This is a genomic window from Acidobacteriota bacterium (assembly GCA_016196065.1).
Taxonomy (GTDB): Bacteria; Acidobacteriota; Terriglobia; order Terriglobales; family Acidobacteriaceae; genus Acidiflorens.
In genome coordinates, this window is record JACPYL010000010.1 from 1565680 (window position 1) to 1585169 (window position 19490).

Genomic DNA, 19490 nt, shown 5'->3' on the forward strand with positions numbered 1-19490 from the left:
CTGGGAGCGCGATCCAGTGACGACTCTACGATCCCATCTTTCTGATGGCGTCGCGAAATCGCTGATGCTGCTGAGTCAGGTGCAAGAATTTCATCTCATCGTTCGCGCCCTTCGCACGAATTATTTGGACCAATGCGTCTTTCTCCGCTCGCGTCCACGACGAAAGATCGCGCACGGTCATCAATGCCACAGAAAAGTTCTCGAGGTTCGCTTTGTCGAGTGCCGTCCACGATGCGGTATTCATTCCCAACATCTTTGCGATCTTTCTCGCCGATTCCGCACGCATCACGCGAGCGTCTCCTCCAAAGTCTCGCGCCATACGAGCGTTGACCCTGAGTCCAATGTTCCGGGTCGAAAATCGATCCCACGCCCCTATTTCACTCGCGGGCAGGTCGTAGAAAACATGCGAAGCCGCCAGCCGTCGTAACGTGCGCGCCGAAGTTCGATACTTAGGATTCGCCGCGATCTTTTTCTCTTCACTCTGCACCAATCGCAACAGCTCCGGACGCCCGGGCCGAAATCCCAGCTTCCGGTAGAACCAGAATGCGCCCGACTCGATCGCCTCTTCGTTGTCATGTCCGAGCTGATACGGATACACCGAAACACACGTAGTCCCCATCAGATGGCAAAGACCGCGCAGCACCTGCGCATAGACCCATCCGGCTTCACCGCCGCGGAAGGTATAGAACGTGTTGAAGCCGACTTCCATCCATTCGCATAGTCCGATCGCTTCGATGTAATTGATGGGCACGCCATTCTTGAAACTGAATCCGGCCACATAAGAACGCAGCGGCAAGCGGCGTTCAGGCGGAAGATTCCAGAAGTAGATCGACACGCCGCGGCCCACATCCGCCCGTACTACCGACGCCGGATCACCCAACGTAGTCCCGTATAGCTCGCGATACCGGACCAGCATTACTTCGCGGATGGCATCCATCACCCGCTCGCCGTCCCTGCGCGATAACTTGATGAGCGCCGGCGGTTTTTTCGCTAACTCTTTTGCGAGCGACACTTCGCTGCGACTGATGAGCGGGCCATCGTGATAGAAGATCTCCGGGCGCGCAGTCGCCTTGCCGGATCTGACCGTGTTCCAATTCCGGGTGCGAGAGACCAGCGCATTGTCCAGATCCCATCGCAAGGGAAGCCGAAGAGAATCGTAGAGTTCGGCCTTCTCGCTATCCGGCAGCGACAGGTTTTCAAATTGCCGGATCAGCCATTCCGCGCTGCGGCTTTTTTTTCCGCGCGCCGTTTCCATCCACTTCTGCCAGGGCGTATCGGCCTCAACGAAGGCATCGTCCTCCAGGAGTGGCATGAAACGCGGCCAGGTCGTGACCGTTGTTCGCCCCGGTTCGCAGTTGTCCCACGCAATCTCGACTTTGTCCGGCATTTGGCCGACCAGCCAGCGGGCAACGTCGTAACCGAGCGTATCTTCCATCGTCGTGCCGGCGACACCGGCGAATTCGAATGTGTCCCATTCACTCAAATCCTCGCCGCTGGCGCGCAGGGCGGCGACCCGTTTCCAGAACGAGTTAAGCAGGCTTTCTGCTTTCCTGACGACAGCGGGCCCCTGCGGAAACGCTCGCAGGAAAAGCAGGGTTTCGTGAAAACGGATGAGGGAAGGGGCGCCCTTGAAACGTGCCTTCTCGAGTGCGCGGAGGGCCAGCAAGACCTGGGCCGAGCCGCCCACGCCAAAATCAAAGCGCGACTCTTCCAATCGGGTCAGGAGTCGATCGAGGGATTGGGTTGCCATAGGAAAGCCACACCAGCCTACCGCATGCTGTTCATTTCACTGTTATTTTCCAGGGTGACCGCTAAATGCCCCTTTCTAGCCACTGCAAACGAAGGATTTTCTCCGTATAACCCATGCTATAATCTCAGTTCGCCTGACCAGTTTTTCGTAGAGGCTATCCAGTGATTTCCTCCGCGGGCGACTTCTTAAATAACGCACTTCAAGTTCAATAGACCGAGGTATCCCTATGTCTGGCCATTCTAAGTGGGCCACAATCAAGCATAAAAAGGGCGCGCTGGACGCGAAGCGCGGCAAGATTTTCACCCGTCTCATCAAGGAAATCGCCATGGCTGCCAAGAGCGGCGGCGATCCGGACATGAATCCGCGCCTGCGCACGGCGATCCTGGCCGCGAAGGCCGAGAACATGCCCGCCGACAACATCAAGCGTGCCATCCAGCGCGGGACGGGCGAACTGCCCGGCTTGACCTACGAAGAGTTCACGCTCGAAGGCTACGGACCGGGTGGCGTTGCGTTGCTCGCGGAAATCTCGACCGACAATCGCAACCGCACGGTCAGCGAAATTCGCCACGTCTTCGGCAAGAACAACGGCAACATGGCGGAAGCCGGCGCCGTTTCCTGGATGTTCCACAAGAAGGGCGACATCATCATCCCCAAATCCGTTGCCAAGGAAGATGACTTGATGAACATCATCCTCGAAGCGGGTGGAGAAGATCTGAAGGACGAAGGCGAGAACTGGGAAATCATCACCGAGCCTTCCGCTTACGAAGGCGTGCTTGAGGCCGTCAAGAAGGCTGGCATCACGCCCGTTTCATCCAGCGTCGCGATGATTCCGCAGAACTACATCAAACTCGAAGGCCAGCAGGCGACCCAGATGATCCGACTGGTGGAGGCCCTGGAAGACAACGACGATGTCCAGAACGTGCACTCCAACTTCGACATCGACGAAAAGCTTCTGGAAGAAGTAGCAGGATAGTTTTTCGCGATCGGCACAAGATTCGAGAGCCGTCCTCGTCGGGGACGGCTTTATTTTTTTCAAAACTCAGGTATCTAACGGATAGTTTTCAACATCATCGTGGAAAACTCTGTGCAAAACGTGGGTGTATCTCCTGTAACCTTCTCTTAACAAATTGGTTCAGCATTCTGCACTGCATCGGGTGCTAGGCGAGTGAAGGCTGACGCCATATTTGTCCAGCAACATGACGACGTGAAGACGCGACTCGATAAACTTCTGGTGGAACGTGGCATCACGCCATCCCGTGAGCGCGCGCACGCGCTCATCCTCGCTGGAAAAGTTCTCGTCAACGAACAGAAGATAGAAAAAGCTGGCGCATCCGTGGACCCGGACTGTGCTATCCGCCTGCTCGGCGACGATCTTCGCTACGTGAGCCGTGGTGGACTCAAACTGGAGAAAGCCCTGGCACACTGGCAGATCGATCTCAATGGGAAGACCTGTCTCGATGTCGGCGCCTCCACCGGCGGCTTCAGTGACTGCATGCTCCAGCACGGCGCGAGCCGCGTGATTGCGGTCGACACCGGATACGGCCAGATGGAATTCCGCCTCCGCAACGATCCTCGCATGCAACTGCTGGAGAAAACCAACGCACGGTATCTCGTTCCGGAGCAGGTTGGCGCGCCAATTGATTTCGTCGCGATGGACGTCTCCTTCATTTCCGCGACCCTGGTGCTGCCCGCGGTTATCCTGTCATCCCGCATCGACATCAACCGCCCGTATCGGATGGTCGTCCTCGTGAAGCCCCAATTCGAAGTTGGCCGTGACCTGGTGGGCAAAGGCGGAATCGTACGCGACGCAGCCGCACAACAGGCCGCGTTAGTGAAGGTCGAGACTGCTCTCCGCAGCCTGGGTGCGAAGCGGACAGATTCCATCGAGTCTCCCATCCTAGGAGCGGAAGGCAATCGCGAATTCCTGCTGTTCGGAGAGTTCTAGGCGAGGTCAGAGGTTAGAGGTCTGATTGCAAAGGTTAGACCCAGTCCCGGTAGTGTGATTTCACCTTTGCATTCCGACCTCTAACCTCTCACCTCACTTCCACCTCTCACCTCTGACCTTACTTCTGTACAATCGTGAGTTCCATGCCAGAGTCTTCCAAAATCCTTGCCCGGCCAGTGACGGTCGCCATTATCTCGAAACCCGGTCGTCCGGAATTGTCGGACATCCTGCCGCAACTTCACCAATGGCTAACCCAGCGAAACTATAAAGTGATGGTCGACCCGGAGAGCGCGCAATATTTCTCGTCGGCCGATGTCGTTGCGCGTAGTGAGATGGCGTCCCGCGCCCCCGGCCTCGCCCTGGTGTTAGGCGGAGACGGCACTCTACTTTCGGCGGCGCGCGCAGTGTGTCGGGCCGGGACTCTCATCCTGGGAGTAAACCTGGGCACGCTCGGATTCCTCACCGAACTTGCTCTCGACGATCTCTATCCCGCGCTCGAAGCGATTGAAAAGGACCAGTACATGGTGGACAGCCGCGCCATGCTGAGTTGCTCCCTGGTTCGTGCAGGTGGCGCCGTCGCGACCCATATCGCCTTGAATGACATTGTGATCAGCAAAAGCGCGATCGCTCGTCTGAATCACTTCGAACTTTATGTCGACCGGGAATTCGTTTCCAGCTATCGAGCCGATGGTGTGATTGTCGCCACGCCAACTGGTTCCACCGCTTATTCGCTGGGTGCAGGAGGTCCCATCCTGAAGCCCGACGTCAGTGCGTTTGTGATCACACCTGTGTCTCCCCATGGATTGACCCACCGCCCGGTGGTCGTGCGCGACAGCGTCGAAATTGAAATTCAGGTCGTGACGGGCGAAGAGCAAGCCTACTTGAGTCTCGACGGGCAGGTTGGCATGCCGGTGAGCGACGGGGATACTGTGCGCTGTGTCAAAGCGGAACATCCCGCCAGACTGTTGCGCTTCCGCAAAACGTTCTTCGAAGTACTCAGTACGAAGCTGAAGTGGGGAGAGCGTTAGCCCCGAAAGGTTATTGCGACTGAGGTTTATCCCGGAGGAACTATGAATCGGCATTTCCTGAAAGTCGCAATGCTGTTGACATGTGCGGTGTGTGCGCTCGCGCAATCCAAACCTGCGGCTGACCTCATCATCCGTAACGCGAAGGTCTGGACCGTCGACTCTGCTCGTCCAGAAGCCGAAGCGGTCGCCATCCTGGGCGATCGAATTGTCTCCGTCGGATCCAATCAGGAAGTTGAACTCTGGCGCGGACCGAATACTCGCGTGCTTGATGCAGCAGGGAAGCGCCTCGTCCCCGGATTTAACGATGCTCACGTCCACTTCACATCGGGCGGCCAGCAACTCGACAACGTGCAATTGAATGACGCGACTAGCCAGCAGGAGTTCGCACGACGCATTGCAGAGCGAGCCAAGAAGACTGCTAATGGCGAATGGATGGTCGGCGGCGATTGGGACGAAACCAAGTGGACTCCCGCCCAACTTCCCACCAAAGAAGTGATCGACCCGATTACACCGAACACGCCGACTGCCCTCAGTCGCTACGACGGCCACATGATTCTGGCTAATTCTCTGGCGCTGAAGCTTGCAGGGATCACTGCCAAAACTCCCGACCCCGACGGAGGAGTTATCGTCCATGACGCGCAGGGAAACCCTACTGGCGCTTTAAAGGACGCCGCCAGTGATCTGGTTTTCAAAGTGATTCCTGACCCGACCCACGACCAGCGCCGCCACATGGCGGAGCGCGCGCTTGCCCATGCCGCATCGCTCGGCGTGACCAGTGTGCAGGACATGAATCCCGAGTACGCCGACATCGCGATCTATGCCGAATTGCTCGAGGAAGGCAAACTGACCACCCGCATCTACGCCGCTCCGTTGATTTCGCAGGTCGATGACCAGGTGAAGATCGGTATTCGCCACAGCTTTGGCGGTCCCTACCTTCGCATCGGCGCGCTCAAATCGTATGCCGACGGCTCGCTCGGTTCCGGCACCGCATATTTCTTCGAGCCCTTCAACGACCAGCCCAATAATCACGGACTGCTCTCCGATGCCATGCACCCGATTTCGATGATGCGGGATCGCATGATGCGGGCTGACGCGTCTGGCCTGCAGCTCTGTACGCACGCGATCGGTGACGCCGGCATCTCCGCCATCCTGGATATCTACGCCGAAATCGACAAAGCACACGGCCCACGCGACCGCCGCTGGCGCATCGAACATGCCCAGCACATGGCCGCGAAGGACTTCGATCGTTTCGCACAACTGCATGTCATCGCATCCATGCAGCCCTACCATGCGATCGACGATGGCCGCTGGGCCGAAGGACGTATTGGCCACGACCGCGCCAGCCGAACCTACGCCTTCCGCACATTTCTCGATCACGGCGTCAGGCTGGCCTTTGGCACGGATTGGAGCGTCGCACCTCTGAATCCCATGCTGTCGCTCTATGCCGCCACGACCCGCGCCACACTCGACGGGAAAAATCCCAACGGATGGTTTCCTGAACAGAAGCTGACCATTAAAGAAGCCATCGAGGCGTACACCATGGGCTCTGCGTATGCGGAATTTCAGGAGACTGTTAAAGGCTCCATCACTCCCGGAAAACTAGCCGATATGGTTCTGGTGAGCGACGATATCCTTGCGATCGATCCCGTCAAAATACGCGAAGTGAAAGTCCTGAAGACATGGGTCGGCGGCAAGTTGACGTACGGCGACGACAACCCTCTCCGGTGACCTCGTGAACGAAGCGCTGCCAGGAATCAACGAGCATGAGTTTGACGCGGCGGGAGTTCGCCTCCATTATGCGGAAGGCCCATCCAATGGCCCGCCGCTGGTTCTGCTGCACGGCCTGGGACGTCGCTGGCAGGTATTTCTTCCGCTCATTCCCGCGCTCAGCATGCGCTGGCACATTTTCGCTCCCGATTTTCGCGGACATGGCAAATCCAGCCGAGTCGCTCGCGGCTACGGAGGCACTCATTACGCGGAGGATGTCACCCACTTTCTCCGGGAGTGCGTACCCGCCAACGCCATTGTCTTCGGACATTCGCTCGGTGGCATGGTTGCGATGTGGATCGCCAGCCATCATCCGGAACTGGTACGCGCGCTCATTCTGGGCGACAACATGATTGTGACCGAGCATACTCCCAGCCCGATGTATGTCGCTCTCTTCACCGGCTTGCGCGATTTGGCACGCAAAGGTGGCTCGGTCGAAGAGATTGCGACTGGTATCGGCCGTATCGAACTGCCCGTGCGCGGCACAACGGAATCGGTGTTCATCAGAAATCTTCCCGGCAACGACGAAGCCTATCTACTCTCGTGGGCGAGAAGCGTTGCGCAAGCCGATCCCGACACTTACGCAATGGCGATCGACGGCTCCGCGCTGGGAGCCTGGAATGGTGAGACGGTCTTGCGGGGGATCATTTGCCCAACACTGCTGTTGCAGGCAAATCGTGAACTAGGAGGACTAATGTCCGATGCCGACGTTGCCCTCGCCACGCGCCTGCTGCCGCACCATGCTCACGTCCAGCTTCGTACTCTGGGCCACGCCTTGTTCATCCAACAGCCGGAGCCCGTCCTGAGGGCAGTGACGAATTTTCTGGAGTCGCTGTAAAACGGTCCTCACAGCGCAGATCATCATCGCCCAGCACTCAGAGCTCCTCCAGCCTTAACTGGTCCCGCACATTCTCGCGTCTTCGAATGACCCGCGCCTTCTTTCCGTCCACCAGTACTTCCGCCGGTTTTCCGCGCGTGTTGTAGTTCGATCCGAGCGCAGCGCCGTAGGCGCCGGCATCGAGAATTGCCAGTAGGTCTCCCTCTCGTACAACCGGGAGCTGCCTGTCTCGTGCGAAAAAGTCGCCGGTTTCGCATACTGGTCCCACGATGTCGGTGGTCTCTGTTTCGCTCGACGTTCGAACCACCGGCACAATCTCGTGGTGCGCCCCGTACAACGAAGGACGCAACAGGTCATTCATGCCAGCATCCACGATGAGGAAGCGCTTGTCGTGATTTGCCTTGCGGTAGATCACGCGAGTCAACAGCACGCCCGCAGCTCCTACAATCGATCGTCCCGGCTCCAGCAACAAATGCACCTTCAGTCCCTGTAACGGTTGCAATACTGAGGCAGCATAGGCCGCGATCTGGTCACCAAATTGTTCCTGCGTACCCTCGTACGAGATCCCCAACCCGCCGCCTGCATCCACATAGCGAATGTCATGACCGGCACCGCGTAGTTCCCGAACAAGATCCGCGACTCGTTCCAACGCTTCTGCAAATGAACTGACATCCGCAATCTGCGATCCGATGTGTACGCTCACTCCGCTGACTTTCAAAGACGGATGCTGCGCTGCTTCCGCGTAGAGTTCGCGTGCCTCCGGAATCGGCACGCCAAATTTGTGCTGGTGCAGTCCCGTGGAAATGTAAGGATGCGTCTTCGCCGAAACGTCAGGGTTTACCCGGACTGCCACCGCCGCGCGCTTCTTTAATCGTGCTGCGGTTGCCGCCAATACTCGCAACTCCGAGGCGCTTTCAATATTGAAGAGAAGGATCCCCGCCTTGAGCGCGAGTTCCATTTCCGCCACGGTCTTCCCGACTCCTGAGAACACAACCTGGCGCGCGGCTGTCTTTCTCACTCGTAAGACTCGCTCGAGTTCTCCGCCCGACACGATGTCGAATCCTGCTCCGGCACGCTCCACCAACCGCAAGATAGACAGCGTCGAATTCGCTTTGACCGAGTAACAGAGGGTATGGGGGACGGCCCGAAAGGCCCGAGCAAATGCTTGCAGGCGTGCCCGGATCATCTCGGACGAGTACACATACAGGGGAGTCCCATACCGTCCCGCCAGTTTCACAAGCGGAGTAGCTTCGCAGAACAGTTCTGCGTCGCCCACGTCGCGAACGACATGGGAATAAGAAAGGGAAGGTGAGCGAACAAGCTCTGTTTTCGGACGGCGCGTCACTTCCGTTTGCCTGCCCCGGCTGCGCCGTCCTTGACGCGAATGGCGACTACTGTCTGGTCGTCGAACGGATCCGCACCCGCGGCATGTTCGGCCACGGCTTTGAAAATATTGCTGACCACGCAGTCCGCCGACTGGGTCTGACACCCGAGAATGATCTCCTCCAGCCGTTCGCGTGCGAAAGAACGGCCGTCGCGGTTGCGTGCGTCGAGAATTCCATCGCTGTAAAACACGAACAGATCACCCGGCTTCGCCTTAAAGCTCAATTCGTCATAATCGGCTTCATCGAAAAGCCCCAGAGGCAAGCCGGTTACGTCAATTGTTTCGATTTTGCCATTGTGACAATAGATCGGACGCGGCAGTCCCGAGTTTGCCACCTGCAGGCTGCGGCGTTCGTCGTCCCATACCGCATAGATGATCGAAACGAACTGTCCATCGATGCGCCGTTCGCCGAGCGATAAATTGACCGCCGACAACATTTCCGCCGGTCCCGGCTCGATGGGAGCGTGGGAGCGAAGAATGCCGCTTACCAGCGCCGCATAGATTGCAGCCGGAGCCCCCTTGCCACTGACGTCGCCGATCACAATCCCCACTCTCGATAGCGAGTAATGGATGAAATCGTACAGATCGCCGCCAATGGCGCGCGCGGGAACGAATTTCGCGCTCACTTCAAGATTCGGAATCTTGGGCTTCGCATGTGGGAGTAGCCGAAACTGCAGTTCATGGGCAAGCGCCAGATCGCGTTCCAGGCGCTGCTCCTGTTTCGCAATCTGCTCGTAAAGGCGCGCGTTCTCGATCGCAATCGCGACCTGCGCGGCCAGCGTCGTCAAAGTGCGCTTGTGATCTTCCGTGAAATAGCCGCGGCGCGTGTGTTCCAGGTCGAGTACGCCAATGACTTTCTCTTTGTAGATGAGCGGAACAGCTAGTTCCGACCGCGTTTCCGGATTCAACAGAATGTATCGGGAGTCTTTGGAGACGTCCGGAACCAGTATGGCTTGTTTGCTCTGCGCTGCATGTCCCACCAGCCCGCGGCCGAGTGGAATGTCGTGCTTGAGATGCAGTCGCTCCTGAAAGCGGAGCGCAAAGCGATGCTGGAGCTTATCCGTATCCGGATCCACCAGCAAAACGCTGAACATCTGGTAGTCGATGATCCGGCTGAGCAGCTCGCCGACCCGCTTCAACAGCTCATCCAGGTTCAGGATCGATGTCAGCTCTCGCGCAATCTCATTTAGCAAGAGCAGCGTTCGCGCCTGACGCGTCGTGCGCGTGTATAGCCTCGCATTCTCAATCGCGACCGCCATGCGGGACGCAATCAAGGTAAGCAGGCGCATGTGCTCTTCGGTGAAGTAGCCGATTTCTCGTGCTTCAATATCGATGACACCGATTACGCGGTTCTTCACGATCAACGGAATAGCCAGTTCCGAGTGCACGTTCGGAACCGCATCCACATAAAACTCTTCCTTGGACACATCGTTGACCAGCATCGGCTGCCGAAGCTGGGCCGCCCGTCCCGTGACGCCCTGGCCAACCTTGATTCTCGCCCGATCCGCCACTTCCACTGGATATCCCACCTGAAAACGGACATACAGTTCCTGGCGCTGTTCGTTGAGCAAAAGGATGGCGAAGATTTCGTAATCAATGACCTTGCGGACTAGTTCAGCTACGCGTCGGAGCGTAGTTTCCAGATCCAGGGTGGTGTTGACCACGTCGACCACTTCCAGCAGGAAGGGCTCCACCTGGGAGGGTGCTACCGATTGTAAGGGGCTAGATTTCACTGCCTTAATCATAGCAGCCGCCTCCGGCCGCCTTTTGCACACCCTGGATTGCGAAAATAGATCGCAAGGCGTGTCATAAAAATTTCGACTGACGTCTAAGGATTTTCGACCACACAAATGTCTGGAAGGTTGCGATACTTCTCTGCGTAGTCCAGTCCGTAGCCGACGACGTACGCGTCGGGGATAGCAAATCCAATGTAGTGAGCATGGATCGGCATCTTCCGGCGCGATGGTTTGTCGAGCAGCGCGGCAATCCGCAGAGAGAGCGGCTGGTGAGCAAGCAAAAGCTTCTGGATGTAGTTCAGCGTCAGCCCTGTGTCCAGAATGTCTTCGACGAGAATTACATTGCGGCCGGCCATCGACTGATCGAGGTCCTTGGTCATGCGAACCTCTCCGAGCGAGTCCCACGCCGCGTGGCCCGCCGGATTTTCCGCCGGTGTTGGCCGGTTTCCGTAGCTGGATACTCCAATAAAGTCGAACGTGGCATCGAGTGGAACCTTGCGAGCGAGATCGCTCAGGAAAATTGCTGCCCCCTTCAGGACCCCGACAAAAATAATGGACTGACCTTCGAAATCGCGGGTAATCTCCGCCGCCATCTCTGAAACTCGAATGGCAATCTGCTCGCGCGACAGTAATACTTTAAGTTCACTCACGGCACACTTTATACACGAGATCGCGTCGAATCGAAATGCCCGATTGCCGTGCATTCGTGGTTTCTTGGCCTGTGACCGCAACGTGATGTTCCCGTGGTAGATTTTCTTTCGAGCAAGGAGAACAAACATGGCTGACCTGGACCCAAACTATCACTGGCGCATGGGTGGAATTACCGTCGAAAGCGTCGAGGACTATCTCTACTCGCTCCTGCCTGCCCGGGACGAAGTTCTCGCCGAGATGGAAGCCGAAGCCGCAAAGAACAAGGTGCCGATCATCGGACCGGCGGTCGCGCGCGTTCTGTATCAACTGGCGACGATCAAGGGCGCCAAGAGAGTTTTTGAAATGGGTTCGGCCATCGGCTACTCGACGATCTGGTTGGCGCGAGCCGTCGGTGAAGGCGGACGCGTTGTCTATACCGATGGCAACAAGAAAAACGCCGACAAGGCTCGCCGCTACTTTGAACGGGCTGGCGTGGCTGATCGCATTACGATCCGCATTGGAGATGCGCTCGAATTCCTTTCGGAAGAGACGGAAGCCTACGACATCATCTTCTGCGATGTGGACAAGACCGACTATCCGCGTGCGTTCCGGATGGCGTTGTCCCATCTTAAAAGCGGCGGCCTCTTCCTTGCCGACAATGTTTTGTGGAGCGGAAAAGTGTCCAAGCCCAACCCCGACGCCGAAACCAAGGCAATTCTTGAACTCAACCAGTTGATGTATCAATCACCCGATGTCTACACGACCATCCTGCCTTTGCGAGATGGATTGTCGGTCTGCGTGAAGAAGTAAGGAAATGTCCACTAAGGTGGTCTCTCGGTGAGCTTTGCGAGCCCGTCGCGTCCTCATGCGGTTAAAGCTCCAAGTGGGGAGCCTCGCGGGAGCATCCCCGGTGCTAAAATAATCTGTTTTTCAGCCTCTTCGTGAAGGCGCCTATCGTGTCGGTTGACCTGATCCCCGAGACACTCACTCGTACTCAGACCGTCCCCCGCAAGGACACCCGTATTGACGTACTCATCGTCGGCGCGGGGCCCACTGGATTGGCCTGCGCGATCGAGGCCCAGAAAGCCGGATTCAAGGTCTGCATTCTCGACAAAGGCTGCCTGGTGAACTCGATTTACAACTATCCAACGAACATGGTTTTTTTCACGACACCCGAATTGCTGGAGATTGGCGATATCCCCTTCACCAGTTCGCTCGTGAAGCCGACACGTCTGGAGGCGCTTGAATATTACCGGCGTGCCGCCCAGCACTACGATTTGCAGGTTTGCCAGTACCACTGGGTCAAAACGATTAACGGTAAAGATGGAGACTTCCACATTGCCGCCACCGATCGCCAGGGACACATACACGATTACTGCGCTCGCAAGATTATTGTCTCCACTGGTTATTACGATTTGCCCAACCAGATCGGCATCCCCGGGGAGGATCTGCAGAAGGTTTTCCACTACTATCGCGAGCCACATCCCTATTTTGATAGCGATGTCGTCATCGTAGGCGGGAAGAATTCTGCGGCCGAAGCGGCGCTCGATCTGTGGAGGCACGGTGCTCGCGTGACCATGGTGTATCGCGGCAGCCAGATTCATCCGAACGTGAAGTATTGGGTTCGCCCCGATGTCGAGAATCGAATCAAGTCAGGAGAGATCGGCGCGTACTTCAACAGCCGCGTGATCGAGATTGGACAGGACTTTGTTGTACTCGACACGCCGGAGGGCTCGCGTCGCCTGGAGAACGATTTTGTCTTCGCGCTGACTGGATATCACCCTGACTACGATTTCCTCACCAGCGTAGGTATTGAACTCTCTACCGAGCAACATCGCCCGGTCTGCGATCCGGAGACTCTGGAAAGTAACGTCCGGGGCATCTACGTTGCTGGAGTGATCGTTGCGGGATCCCGCACCAGCGAAATTTTTATTGAGAATGGCCGCTTCCACGGGAAACAGATCGCTGCCCACCTTCGCAAGTCCATCCGTCCCGGTTCCAACGGACCCATTAGCCTGAGCGCAGACTAAAAGATCGGCCCGGCAGGCCCCAGCGCTGGCGTCCTGGCGCTGCCACATCCTGATACTGCTGCCCCAACCAGCCCGACGGCCATTTGCGTGGTGCTTTATACTAAGGCGATGGAAGCCAACGTCGACAAAACGTTTTACCTCGAGACCTTTGGCTGCCAGATGAACGTGCACGACTCCGAAAAGGTGATCGGCACGCTTCAACAGCAGGGATATCGCCAGGTCCCTACCGTCGAAGAAGCCGGCCTGGTGCTCTACAACACCTGCTCGATCCGCGACAAGGCGGAACAGAAGGTCTTCAACCGCCTGAACGACTACAAAAAACTACAGGCCCAGGGCAAGAAATTTGGAGTCCTCGGTTGTGTCGCCCAACAGGAAGGCGAGAAGATTTTTGAGCGCGCCCCCTACGTTTCGCTGGTGGCAGGCTCGGCTTCGTACCGGAATCTGCCGTCGATGCTCGTCCAGATCGAAGCAGGGAAGCGCGCCACCGGACTCGACGACCGCAGCACCGACGAATGCTTCGAAACTGAATTTACCGCCCGGACCAATCCTCATCGCGGCTACATCACGATCATCGAAGGCTGCGACAAATTTTGCGCTTACTGCGTTGTCCCTTATACGCGCGGAAAAGAGCGCAGCCGCACCTCTGAGTCCGTTCTTCAGGAAGCGCGCCGGATGGCCGATCTGGGCTACACGGAAATTCAACTGCTCGGGCAAAACGTGAACTCCTACCGCGATCCCGATGGAAACAAGAGTTTTGCGGGATTGCTGACTGCCGTCAGCGAAGTCAATGGCATTGAGCGTGTCCGCTTCACCACTTCCCACCCGCGCGATTTCACGCGCGACATTGTGGAAGCGATCGATGCCTCTCCCGCACTTTGCGACCACGTTCATCTTCCAATCCAGAGCGGCTCCGATCGCGTGCTCGACGCCATGCAGCGACTCTACACGCGCGACGAGTATCTCGAACGCATTGCGTGGATACAATCCGCCAAGCGCGATATCTCGATTACCACCGATCTGATCGTAGGTTTCCCGGGTGAAACCGAACACGAACTTGATCAGACGCTTTCTCTGCTGGACGCCGTCGGTTACGACAGCGCCTTCACGTTCAAGTACTCACCGCGCCCCAACACGCCATCCTTGCGCCTCGACGACGCCCTCCCGGATGAGGAAAAGGCGCGCCGGCTGGCCGTGGTGAATGAGAAACAGCGACAGATATCCATGGTTCGAAATAAGAGACACGTGGGACAAGTCGCCAGGGTGATGGTGGAAGGGAAGAATTGTTCCCGCGGCCAGTGGATCGGCCGTACCTCGCAGATCAAAGTGCTGAACTTCACTGCACCCGAAGGCACGGAATTGAAAGTCGGAAGCTACGTGGACGTGAAAGTAACCACGATCTTCCCCAACAGCATGGTAGGCGAATTAGCGAGTAGCAGTGACTAGCAACTGGAGTTCGGTGATGCCGCGAAGGAATTTGGGTTGCGGCTACCTGAGCACCGGCCACTGCACTTCGAGGTCTTATGGAAGTTGAAATGAAAATTCGCGGGCTCATGATGGACCCAGTCACAAACATGCCCATCGTGCTGCTCAAGGATGTCGGCAGTGACACGGTACTCCCCATCTGGGTCGGAGTGTACGAAGCCAACGCGATCGCGCTCGAAATTGAAAAAGTCAGTACGCCGCGCCCGATGACCCACGACCTGATCAAAAATGTCCTGACCGGCCTGGACGCGCTTGTCCACAAAGTAGTTGTGACCGAACTTAAGGACGACACTTTCTTTGCCGTGATCTGGCTGGAAAAGGAAGGCCGCGTCGTGAGCGTGGACTCCCGCCCGTCCGACGCATTGGCGCTCGCTCTGCGCATGGATTGTCCTATCTTCGTCGAGGACGAAGTTCTGAAGAACTCGAAACAGGCCAGCAACCTGTCCGAACGCGCCACCAGCGACGAACTCCGTAAATTTCTCGAGGGCTTGAGCGACGACGATCTCGGCAAGTACAAGATGTAAGAAGGTCAGAGGTGAGAAGTTAGATTGTTGAGGTAAAGGCGCCCGCTCAGTGTGTTTGGATTTCCAGTTTCAACCGCAGATGTTCGCTGCAAATTCCATGCAAGTCTCACGGCACATTCTGCGTTTCGCGTTCGCTCTCCCGCTCCTGATTGGCGGGTTGCTTTACGCGCAACCAGCAAGCCATCCGAAGCCGAATTCTGCTCCAGCCATCAAGCTCCAGGAATCCAGTCGCAAGACGCTTGCCTCCGAAATGGGAGCGTTCATGTTCCCGGCGAAGTGCGATGCCGACGGCAACCTCTACATCCGCAAGTACGCCACCGACCGTCCCTTGCTGAGCCCGATCGTGAAGATCAATGCGGAAGGGAAGCGGACGGCCTCATTTGACCCGATTGCGCTTTCTCAGCTCAAACTCACGCGTACCGACTCTTTTTCACCAAGCGCCGACGGAGGTATCGATCAAATTGCAGGGGTCGGCATCGTCAAGCCTCAGATATACGTTCTTCACTATTCGTCCGACGGATCGGCGTCCTCGCCGATTCAACTCGATGCCGACTTCCAGCCGTATGAGTTTGCCGCCTTTGCCAACGGTAATCTCTTGGTCTCCGGCATACAGCGCGATTTGGCGGACCGCTCCGATCCCGGACACCCAGTCACCGCTGTGTTCTCAGCCGACGGACGCATGCTCACGCCAATCTCGTTTGCGGCTGCGTTGAGGACCGCCGCACCGATCCGAAAGACCGGAGCAGTGGGGAAGACCTCCCCGGAGAATCGTCCAGTCACCCTCGACCTTTCCGGTGCTGAACCTGGCCAAGACGGCAACATCTATGCTTTGCGGCGGTCGTCACCGGCACTGATCTATGGAGTTTCTCCGGCGGGCAAGATTCTCCGTACCTTGAAGATTAATCCTCCTGCTCCGGACCTCATGCCGAATGCTTTTCACGTGTCAAGCAACCGGGTTGCCACTTCCTACATGTCGGAAGACTTCACCACCATCATCGTGGTGACAGATCTCCTGTCAGGCCGCCGCATCGCTACCTACAGCTTCTTCGAGGGTGCTTCCAGTACTCCGACTGTGGCAGTCAGCGACAGCCGCACGGGAAAGATCGTCGAGACCGAGTCTGTTCCCGGCGCCATGCGTCCGGCGTTCGTGTGCTACTCTCCCGACGAAGAAGTATTTACGTTCCTGCAACTCGGTGAAGGTGGTGCTCTGGAAGTGATCCGAGCAGAGCCGCACTAGCCGTTTCTTGAATACCCACAATTTTCATGGACTCCGCTGAACAACTTCAACGCATCTACATAGCCGGCTTCGAACTCCAGACATTCGACCGCTTTCCCAAGTGCATCGGAGTGATGCGCGACAATTGCGTAGCGCTGCTGGTCCCGGGCGTGGACGGCCTGCAGATCATGGGCACCCCCGGTTGGCGCATGGGCGAAGTGATGGGTGTCCTCACGGAAATACAGGGAGGCAAAGTTTTCCAGGCCAAATCCGAAATCGTGGAAGCAACGCCAGAACGCCTGGAGATTCTTACCCGATTCCGCGAGGATCTATATCGGCTATTGGGTAGACCAGCGCCCGCAGGGAATCAGGTTCCATAAGCGGGACTTCCGATAACTGGGTCAGAAATCAACGCATGGGTGACTTGAGGCTTAGACAATGCGAGAGAGGCAGCAGTCCAAGGGCAGGTTCAACTATAGACATAATACCTGTTATCGGACACTACATATAATGCCTAATCCTCATCGCAATCCCATCCTGCCAGTCGGCTTTCAGGGGTGGATATCAGTGCTTTCCAACCAGATGCACCAAGGCCGTCGACGCATCTCTCACCGTCATATCGGCACCCGTGAAATCGAAGTTCCCTTGTTGCCGTGTGGCCACATGTAACGAACCATCGCCCCGGACCTTCACCTCTTTCAACGAGTCGGCTCCAAACACAACGTGTTCGCAACGGCCCTTGCCATCTGGAGTGCTGCAGTCATAGTGACCGACGCCATCAGGCGTAACCGAGATGGTCCCGGTGCAGGAACTTTCCCCGGTGCCATGGCGATGCTGCACAGCGAACTTCTTGGTCTGAGCTGCCGCTTCGGCCTGGCGTCGCTGCTCCTCCATCTGTTGCGCGTAATGCTGCTGCTCCTGATGGACTTCATCTTGCACGTGCCGCAATTCGGTGTGTTCAGGAAAACTGCTGGCGATTTGATAGAGCTGCGCCTGGGCCTGGTCGTAGCTGTGACTCTGCCGAGCCGCCGTGAAATCCGCCATCAATTTATTGAAGACGTCCTGCTCGACCTGCGCCGCCCCCGGATCACCCAGCGCTTTAGCTTTTCTCGCCCAAAACAGAGCGCTGCCCTCCGGAGGATTGAGGTATTGCGAAGCCGCAAATGCCTGTTCAGCATTAGCATGAGCCTGTGCAAACGCCGAACCCGTGGCCTTGGCGGGCGGTCGTTTCAGTGGATGGGCGGGAGGTGCAGGCGTGCTCGGGTTACCGGACGCCGGACTGTTCCCTGTCGGAGCCGTTCCGGCCGCGTCTGTGCTCGCGGGAGTCGCATCGGCTGACGGTTGCGAGTCGCTGGAGGAAGCAGGTTGTGAATCCGGACTCACTCCCGCTTGCGATGTTGAATCTGCCGGCGCTTGATTCGCAGGCTGCGCAACAGCGGTCGTGTCGGAAGGGGACGCGTTCTGCGTACTCGCAGCTGTCGGCTTTCGTAAAACGAACCAATACACTGATCCGGCTGCGGCAATCGCCAGAATGATAATACTTGTAACTACAAGAATGCGGCTGCCGCCCGGCTGTTGCGGCGCTTGCCCAGCAAAGGGTGCGTTCGGCTGAACTTTTGGCACCAGTTTCGGAGCCGCTGCTGGAACAACGGGCACAGGTTGAGGAGCAGGTGGGGCTACTTGCGGCGGAGCTGCTGAACGAGCGGGCGTTGAGATCACCGCGGTCGGCATCAGGTCAGGCGACGCCAGCGTCGGCGCGGCATCCGGCGTGGGTGGCGGCGGCACGGCGGCCACCGACTTTCCGCAAGCGTTGCAAAATTTCGTACCCGCTTTTGCTTCTGTCCCGCAATGCACGCAAATCAGGATTGGTTCTGCAGGCACAGCCGCGGGCGGCTGGACTGGAGCGCTTCCCAACGGCGCTGCGCAGTTCGCACAGAATTTCGCTCCCGGCGGTACGCTCGTTCGGCAGGAAGGACAAACAACCACCGCCTGCGCAGCTCCTTCGCTGGCGGTCGCTGTAGGCGCACCGCAACTCCGGCAAAACCGTCCTGAACCAGCCTCGGCTGCGCATTTTGTACACTTCATCGTTCTCTCCTCACGAGGATGTTAACCGCCTGAATCCAACGTGCAATTGGTGGATCTGAAACGACCCGCATCGTTGCGATCGCGCGGAAGCTAGCTGGGGAAGGCGCGCGAATTATATCGCACTGGAATCCCTTTTTGTGAGTCGCTTTGGAACGAGGTTTAGGACGGGGATCGCGGGAGACTGTCTAGTCCTGCACGAACACAATCCCGGGATGAAATAGCGTTCCGGCGATTCGAGTGCCGATGGCGATCAGGTCTCGCTGTCCATGAAACACCTTCACGAGCCGCTCGCGCGACAGTTCCGGTAGATTGACGGCTCGTCCGCTGCGAATGAATGCGGCGTTCTCGTCGGTCGCGGTAACGCAAGGGAAGTGCGGCAGCAACTTTCGTGGATGCACTGATAACTCTTCCACTCTTCCCTGCCCGGCCGCTTCCATCAATTCTTCCAGAGTATGCGCATCTTCGATCTTGAATTCCGCCACGGCAGTTCTTCGCAGCGACTGCAAATGAGCCCCGCAGCCCATCTTTTCGCCAAGATCGTGCGCCACCGAGCGCACATAGGTTCCCGCTGCAACCTGCGCCCGAAAGTGGCAGCAGTTCCCTTCCGCAGAAAGGATGGCAAGCTCTTTGATCTCGACCTCTACTGGATCGAGTCTGACGTCCTGTTTCTTGCGTGCCATTTTGTACGCCCGAACTCCCGCAATTTTCTTGGCTGAATAGGGCGGTGGCACCTGCTGAATCACGCCCTGAAACTGCAGACTCAATTCCCGCAGCTTGTCCAGGTCCAACGTCACTTCGACCTCCGGAGTTGCCGCTTCCCCATCCGCGTCGTAGGTGTCGGTGGCGAAGCCGAAGCGGATTACGCCTTCATAGCACTTTTCTGAGTGCAGATAGAACTGGGCCAGCCTGGTCAAACTGCCCGTCACCACCGGCAAGACTCCGGTCGCCGCCGGATCCAGTGTGCCGAGATGTCCCACCGATTTCTGCCCGAGGATTCGCCGGACGCGGTTCACCACGTCATGCGAAGTCAGTCCCGCTGGTTTGTCGACTACAACTACGCTGTTCATGGACATTG

Annotated in this window: 17 protein-coding genes; 11 read left to right on the top strand and 6 right to left on the bottom strand. The window is 57.4% G+C overall.

The annotated features are described in order from the left end of the window. Nucleotides 1-25 precede the first annotated feature (25 nt). Nucleotides 26-1750, bottom strand: a complete 1725-nt coding sequence (locus HY010_09815; GenBank protein ID MBI3476018.1) for a hypothetical protein — start codon at nt 1748-1750, stop codon at nt 26-28. 226 nt (nt 1751-1976) lie between these two features. Here HY010_09815 and HY010_09820 point away from each other — a divergent pair, with 226 nt between their 5' ends. From HY010_09820 to HY010_09840, 5 genes are all read left to right on the top strand, one after another. Beyond that, nucleotides 1977-2723: a YebC/PmpR family DNA-binding transcriptional regulator gene (locus HY010_09820; protein MBI3476019.1), complete on the top strand. Its 747-nt coding sequence runs from the start codon at nt 1977-1979 to the stop codon at nt 2721-2723. Between the two features lie 231 nt (nt 2724-2954). Continuing rightward, the gene (locus HY010_09825; protein ID MBI3476020.1) at nt 2955-3695 is read left to right on the top strand and encodes a TlyA family RNA methyltransferase; all 741 of its coding nucleotides are present in this window, start codon (nt 2955-2957) and stop codon (nt 3693-3695) included. A gap of 143 nt (nt 3696-3838) precedes the next feature. Continuing rightward, nucleotides 3839-4723, top strand: coding sequence for an NAD(+)/NADH kinase (locus tag HY010_09830; GenBank protein MBI3476021.1), 885 nt, complete (start codon nt 3839-3841; stop codon nt 4721-4723). A gap of 69 nt (nt 4724-4792) precedes the next feature. Beyond that, complete coding sequence (locus tag HY010_09835; protein MBI3476022.1) at nt 4793-6451, top strand: amidohydrolase; 1659 nt, start codon at nt 4793-4795, stop codon at nt 6449-6451. 4 nt (nt 6452-6455) lie between these two features. Continuing rightward, nucleotides 6456-7328 carry an alpha/beta hydrolase gene (locus tag HY010_09840; GenBank protein MBI3476023.1) on the top strand — a complete coding sequence of 291 codons (873 nt, stop codon included), beginning with the start codon at nt 6456-6458 and terminating at the stop codon, nt 7326-7328. 37 nt (nt 7329-7365) lie between these two features. Here HY010_09840 and lysA read toward each other — a convergent pair whose 3' ends face one another. The 3 genes from lysA to hpt form a co-directional block, all read right to left on the bottom strand. After that, on the bottom strand, nt 7366-8604 hold the full coding sequence (lysA, locus tag HY010_09845) for a diaminopimelate decarboxylase (GenBank protein MBI3476024.1): 1239 nt from the start codon (nt 8602-8604) through the stop codon (nt 7366-7368). Nucleotides 8605-8669: 65 nt separating this feature from the next. Beyond that, nucleotides 8670-10457 (bottom strand): GAF domain-containing protein, encoded by a 1788-nt coding sequence (locus HY010_09850; protein ID MBI3476025.1) that lies wholly within the window; start codon nt 10455-10457, stop codon nt 8670-8672. A gap of 83 nt (nt 10458-10540) precedes the next feature. Next, nucleotides 10541-11152: a hypoxanthine phosphoribosyltransferase gene (hpt, locus tag HY010_09855; protein MBI3476026.1), complete on the bottom strand. Its 612-nt coding sequence runs from the start codon at nt 11150-11152 to the stop codon at nt 10541-10543. A gap of 73 nt (nt 11153-11225) precedes the next feature. Here hpt and HY010_09860 point away from each other — a divergent pair, with 73 nt between their 5' ends. The 6 genes from HY010_09860 (at nt 11226) to HY010_09885 (ending at nt 16710) form a co-directional block, all read left to right on the top strand. Beyond that, nucleotides 11226-11888, top strand: a complete 663-nt coding sequence (locus HY010_09860; protein ID MBI3476027.1) for an O-methyltransferase — start codon at nt 11226-11228, stop codon at nt 11886-11888. Between the two features lie 161 nt (nt 11889-12049). Further along, nucleotides 12050-13108, top strand: coding sequence for a YpdA family putative bacillithiol disulfide reductase (gene ypdA / locus HY010_09865; GenBank protein MBI3476028.1), 1059 nt, complete (start codon nt 12050-12052; stop codon nt 13106-13108). Between the two features lie 108 nt (nt 13109-13216). Further along, complete coding sequence (gene miaB, locus HY010_09870; protein ID MBI3476029.1) at nt 13217-14551, top strand: tRNA (N6-isopentenyl adenosine(37)-C2)-methylthiotransferase MiaB; 1335 nt, start codon at nt 13217-13219, stop codon at nt 14549-14551. A gap of 77 nt (nt 14552-14628) precedes the next feature. After that, the gene (locus HY010_09875) at nt 14629-15114 is read left to right on the top strand and encodes a bifunctional nuclease family protein (protein ID MBI3476030.1); all 486 of its coding nucleotides are present in this window, start codon (nt 14629-14631) and stop codon (nt 15112-15114) included. Nucleotides 15115-15211: 97 nt separating this feature from the next. After that, nucleotides 15212-16351, top strand: coding sequence for a hypothetical protein (locus HY010_09880; GenBank protein ID MBI3476031.1), 1140 nt, complete (start codon nt 15212-15214; stop codon nt 16349-16351). 26 nt (nt 16352-16377) lie between these two features. After that, nucleotides 16378-16710, top strand: a complete 333-nt coding sequence (locus HY010_09885) for a hypothetical protein (GenBank protein ID MBI3476032.1) — start codon at nt 16378-16380, stop codon at nt 16708-16710. A gap of 184 nt (nt 16711-16894) precedes the next feature. Here the strand turns inward: HY010_09885 and HY010_09890 are convergent, their stop codons facing one another. Then, the gene (locus tag HY010_09890) at nt 16895-18415 is read right to left on the bottom strand and encodes a zinc ribbon domain-containing protein (GenBank protein MBI3476033.1); all 1521 of its coding nucleotides are present in this window, start codon (nt 18413-18415) and stop codon (nt 16895-16897) included. 185 nt (nt 18416-18600) lie between these two features. After that, entirely contained in the window at nt 18601-19482 is an 882-nt protein-coding gene (gene truB, locus HY010_09895) for a tRNA pseudouridine(55) synthase TruB (protein MBI3476034.1), read from the bottom strand. Nucleotides 19483-19490: the final 8 nt, after the last annotated feature.

What these genes read in the sequence shown, in the direction of transcription:
- HY010_09815 (MBI3476018.1), bottom strand. Translation starts at nt 1,750, where the DNA reads ATGGCAACCCAATCCCTCGATCGACTCCTGACCCGATTGGAAGAGTCG.
- HY010_09820 (MBI3476019.1), top strand. Translation starts at nt 1,977, where the DNA reads ATGTCTGGCCATTCTAAGTGGGCCACAATCAAGCATAAAAAGGGCGCG.
- HY010_09830 (MBI3476021.1), top strand. Translation starts at nt 3,839, where the DNA reads ATGCCAGAGTCTTCCAAAATCCTTGCCCGGCCAGTGACGGTCGCCATT.
- HY010_09835 (MBI3476022.1), top strand. Translation starts at nt 4,793, where the DNA reads ATGCTGTTGACATGTGCGGTGTGTGCGCTCGCGCAATCCAAACCTGCG.
- HY010_09850 (MBI3476025.1), bottom strand. Translation starts at nt 10,457, where the DNA reads ATGATTAAGGCAGTGAAATCTAGCCCCTTACAATCGGTAGCACCCTCC.
- hpt (MBI3476026.1), bottom strand. Translation starts at nt 11,152, where the DNA reads ATGCACGGCAATCGGGCATTTCGATTCGACGCGATCTCGTGTATAAAG.
- HY010_09860 (MBI3476027.1), top strand. Translation starts at nt 11,226, where the DNA reads ATGGCTGACCTGGACCCAAACTATCACTGGCGCATGGGTGGAATTACC.
- miaB (MBI3476029.1), top strand. Translation starts at nt 13,217, where the DNA reads ATGGAAGCCAACGTCGACAAAACGTTTTACCTCGAGACCTTTGGCTGC.
- HY010_09875 (MBI3476030.1), top strand. Translation starts at nt 14,629, where the DNA reads ATGGAAGTTGAAATGAAAATTCGCGGGCTCATGATGGACCCAGTCACA.
- HY010_09880 (MBI3476031.1), top strand. Translation starts at nt 15,212, where the DNA reads ATGCAAGTCTCACGGCACATTCTGCGTTTCGCGTTCGCTCTCCCGCTC.
- HY010_09885 (MBI3476032.1), top strand. Translation starts at nt 16,378, where the DNA reads ATGGACTCCGCTGAACAACTTCAACGCATCTACATAGCCGGCTTCGAA.
- HY010_09890 (MBI3476033.1), bottom strand. Translation starts at nt 18,415, where the DNA reads ATGAAGTGTACAAAATGCGCAGCCGAGGCTGGTTCAGGACGGTTTTGC.
- truB (MBI3476034.1), bottom strand. Translation starts at nt 19,482, where the DNA reads ATGAACAGCGTAGTTGTAGTCGACAAACCAGCGGGACTGACTTCGCAT.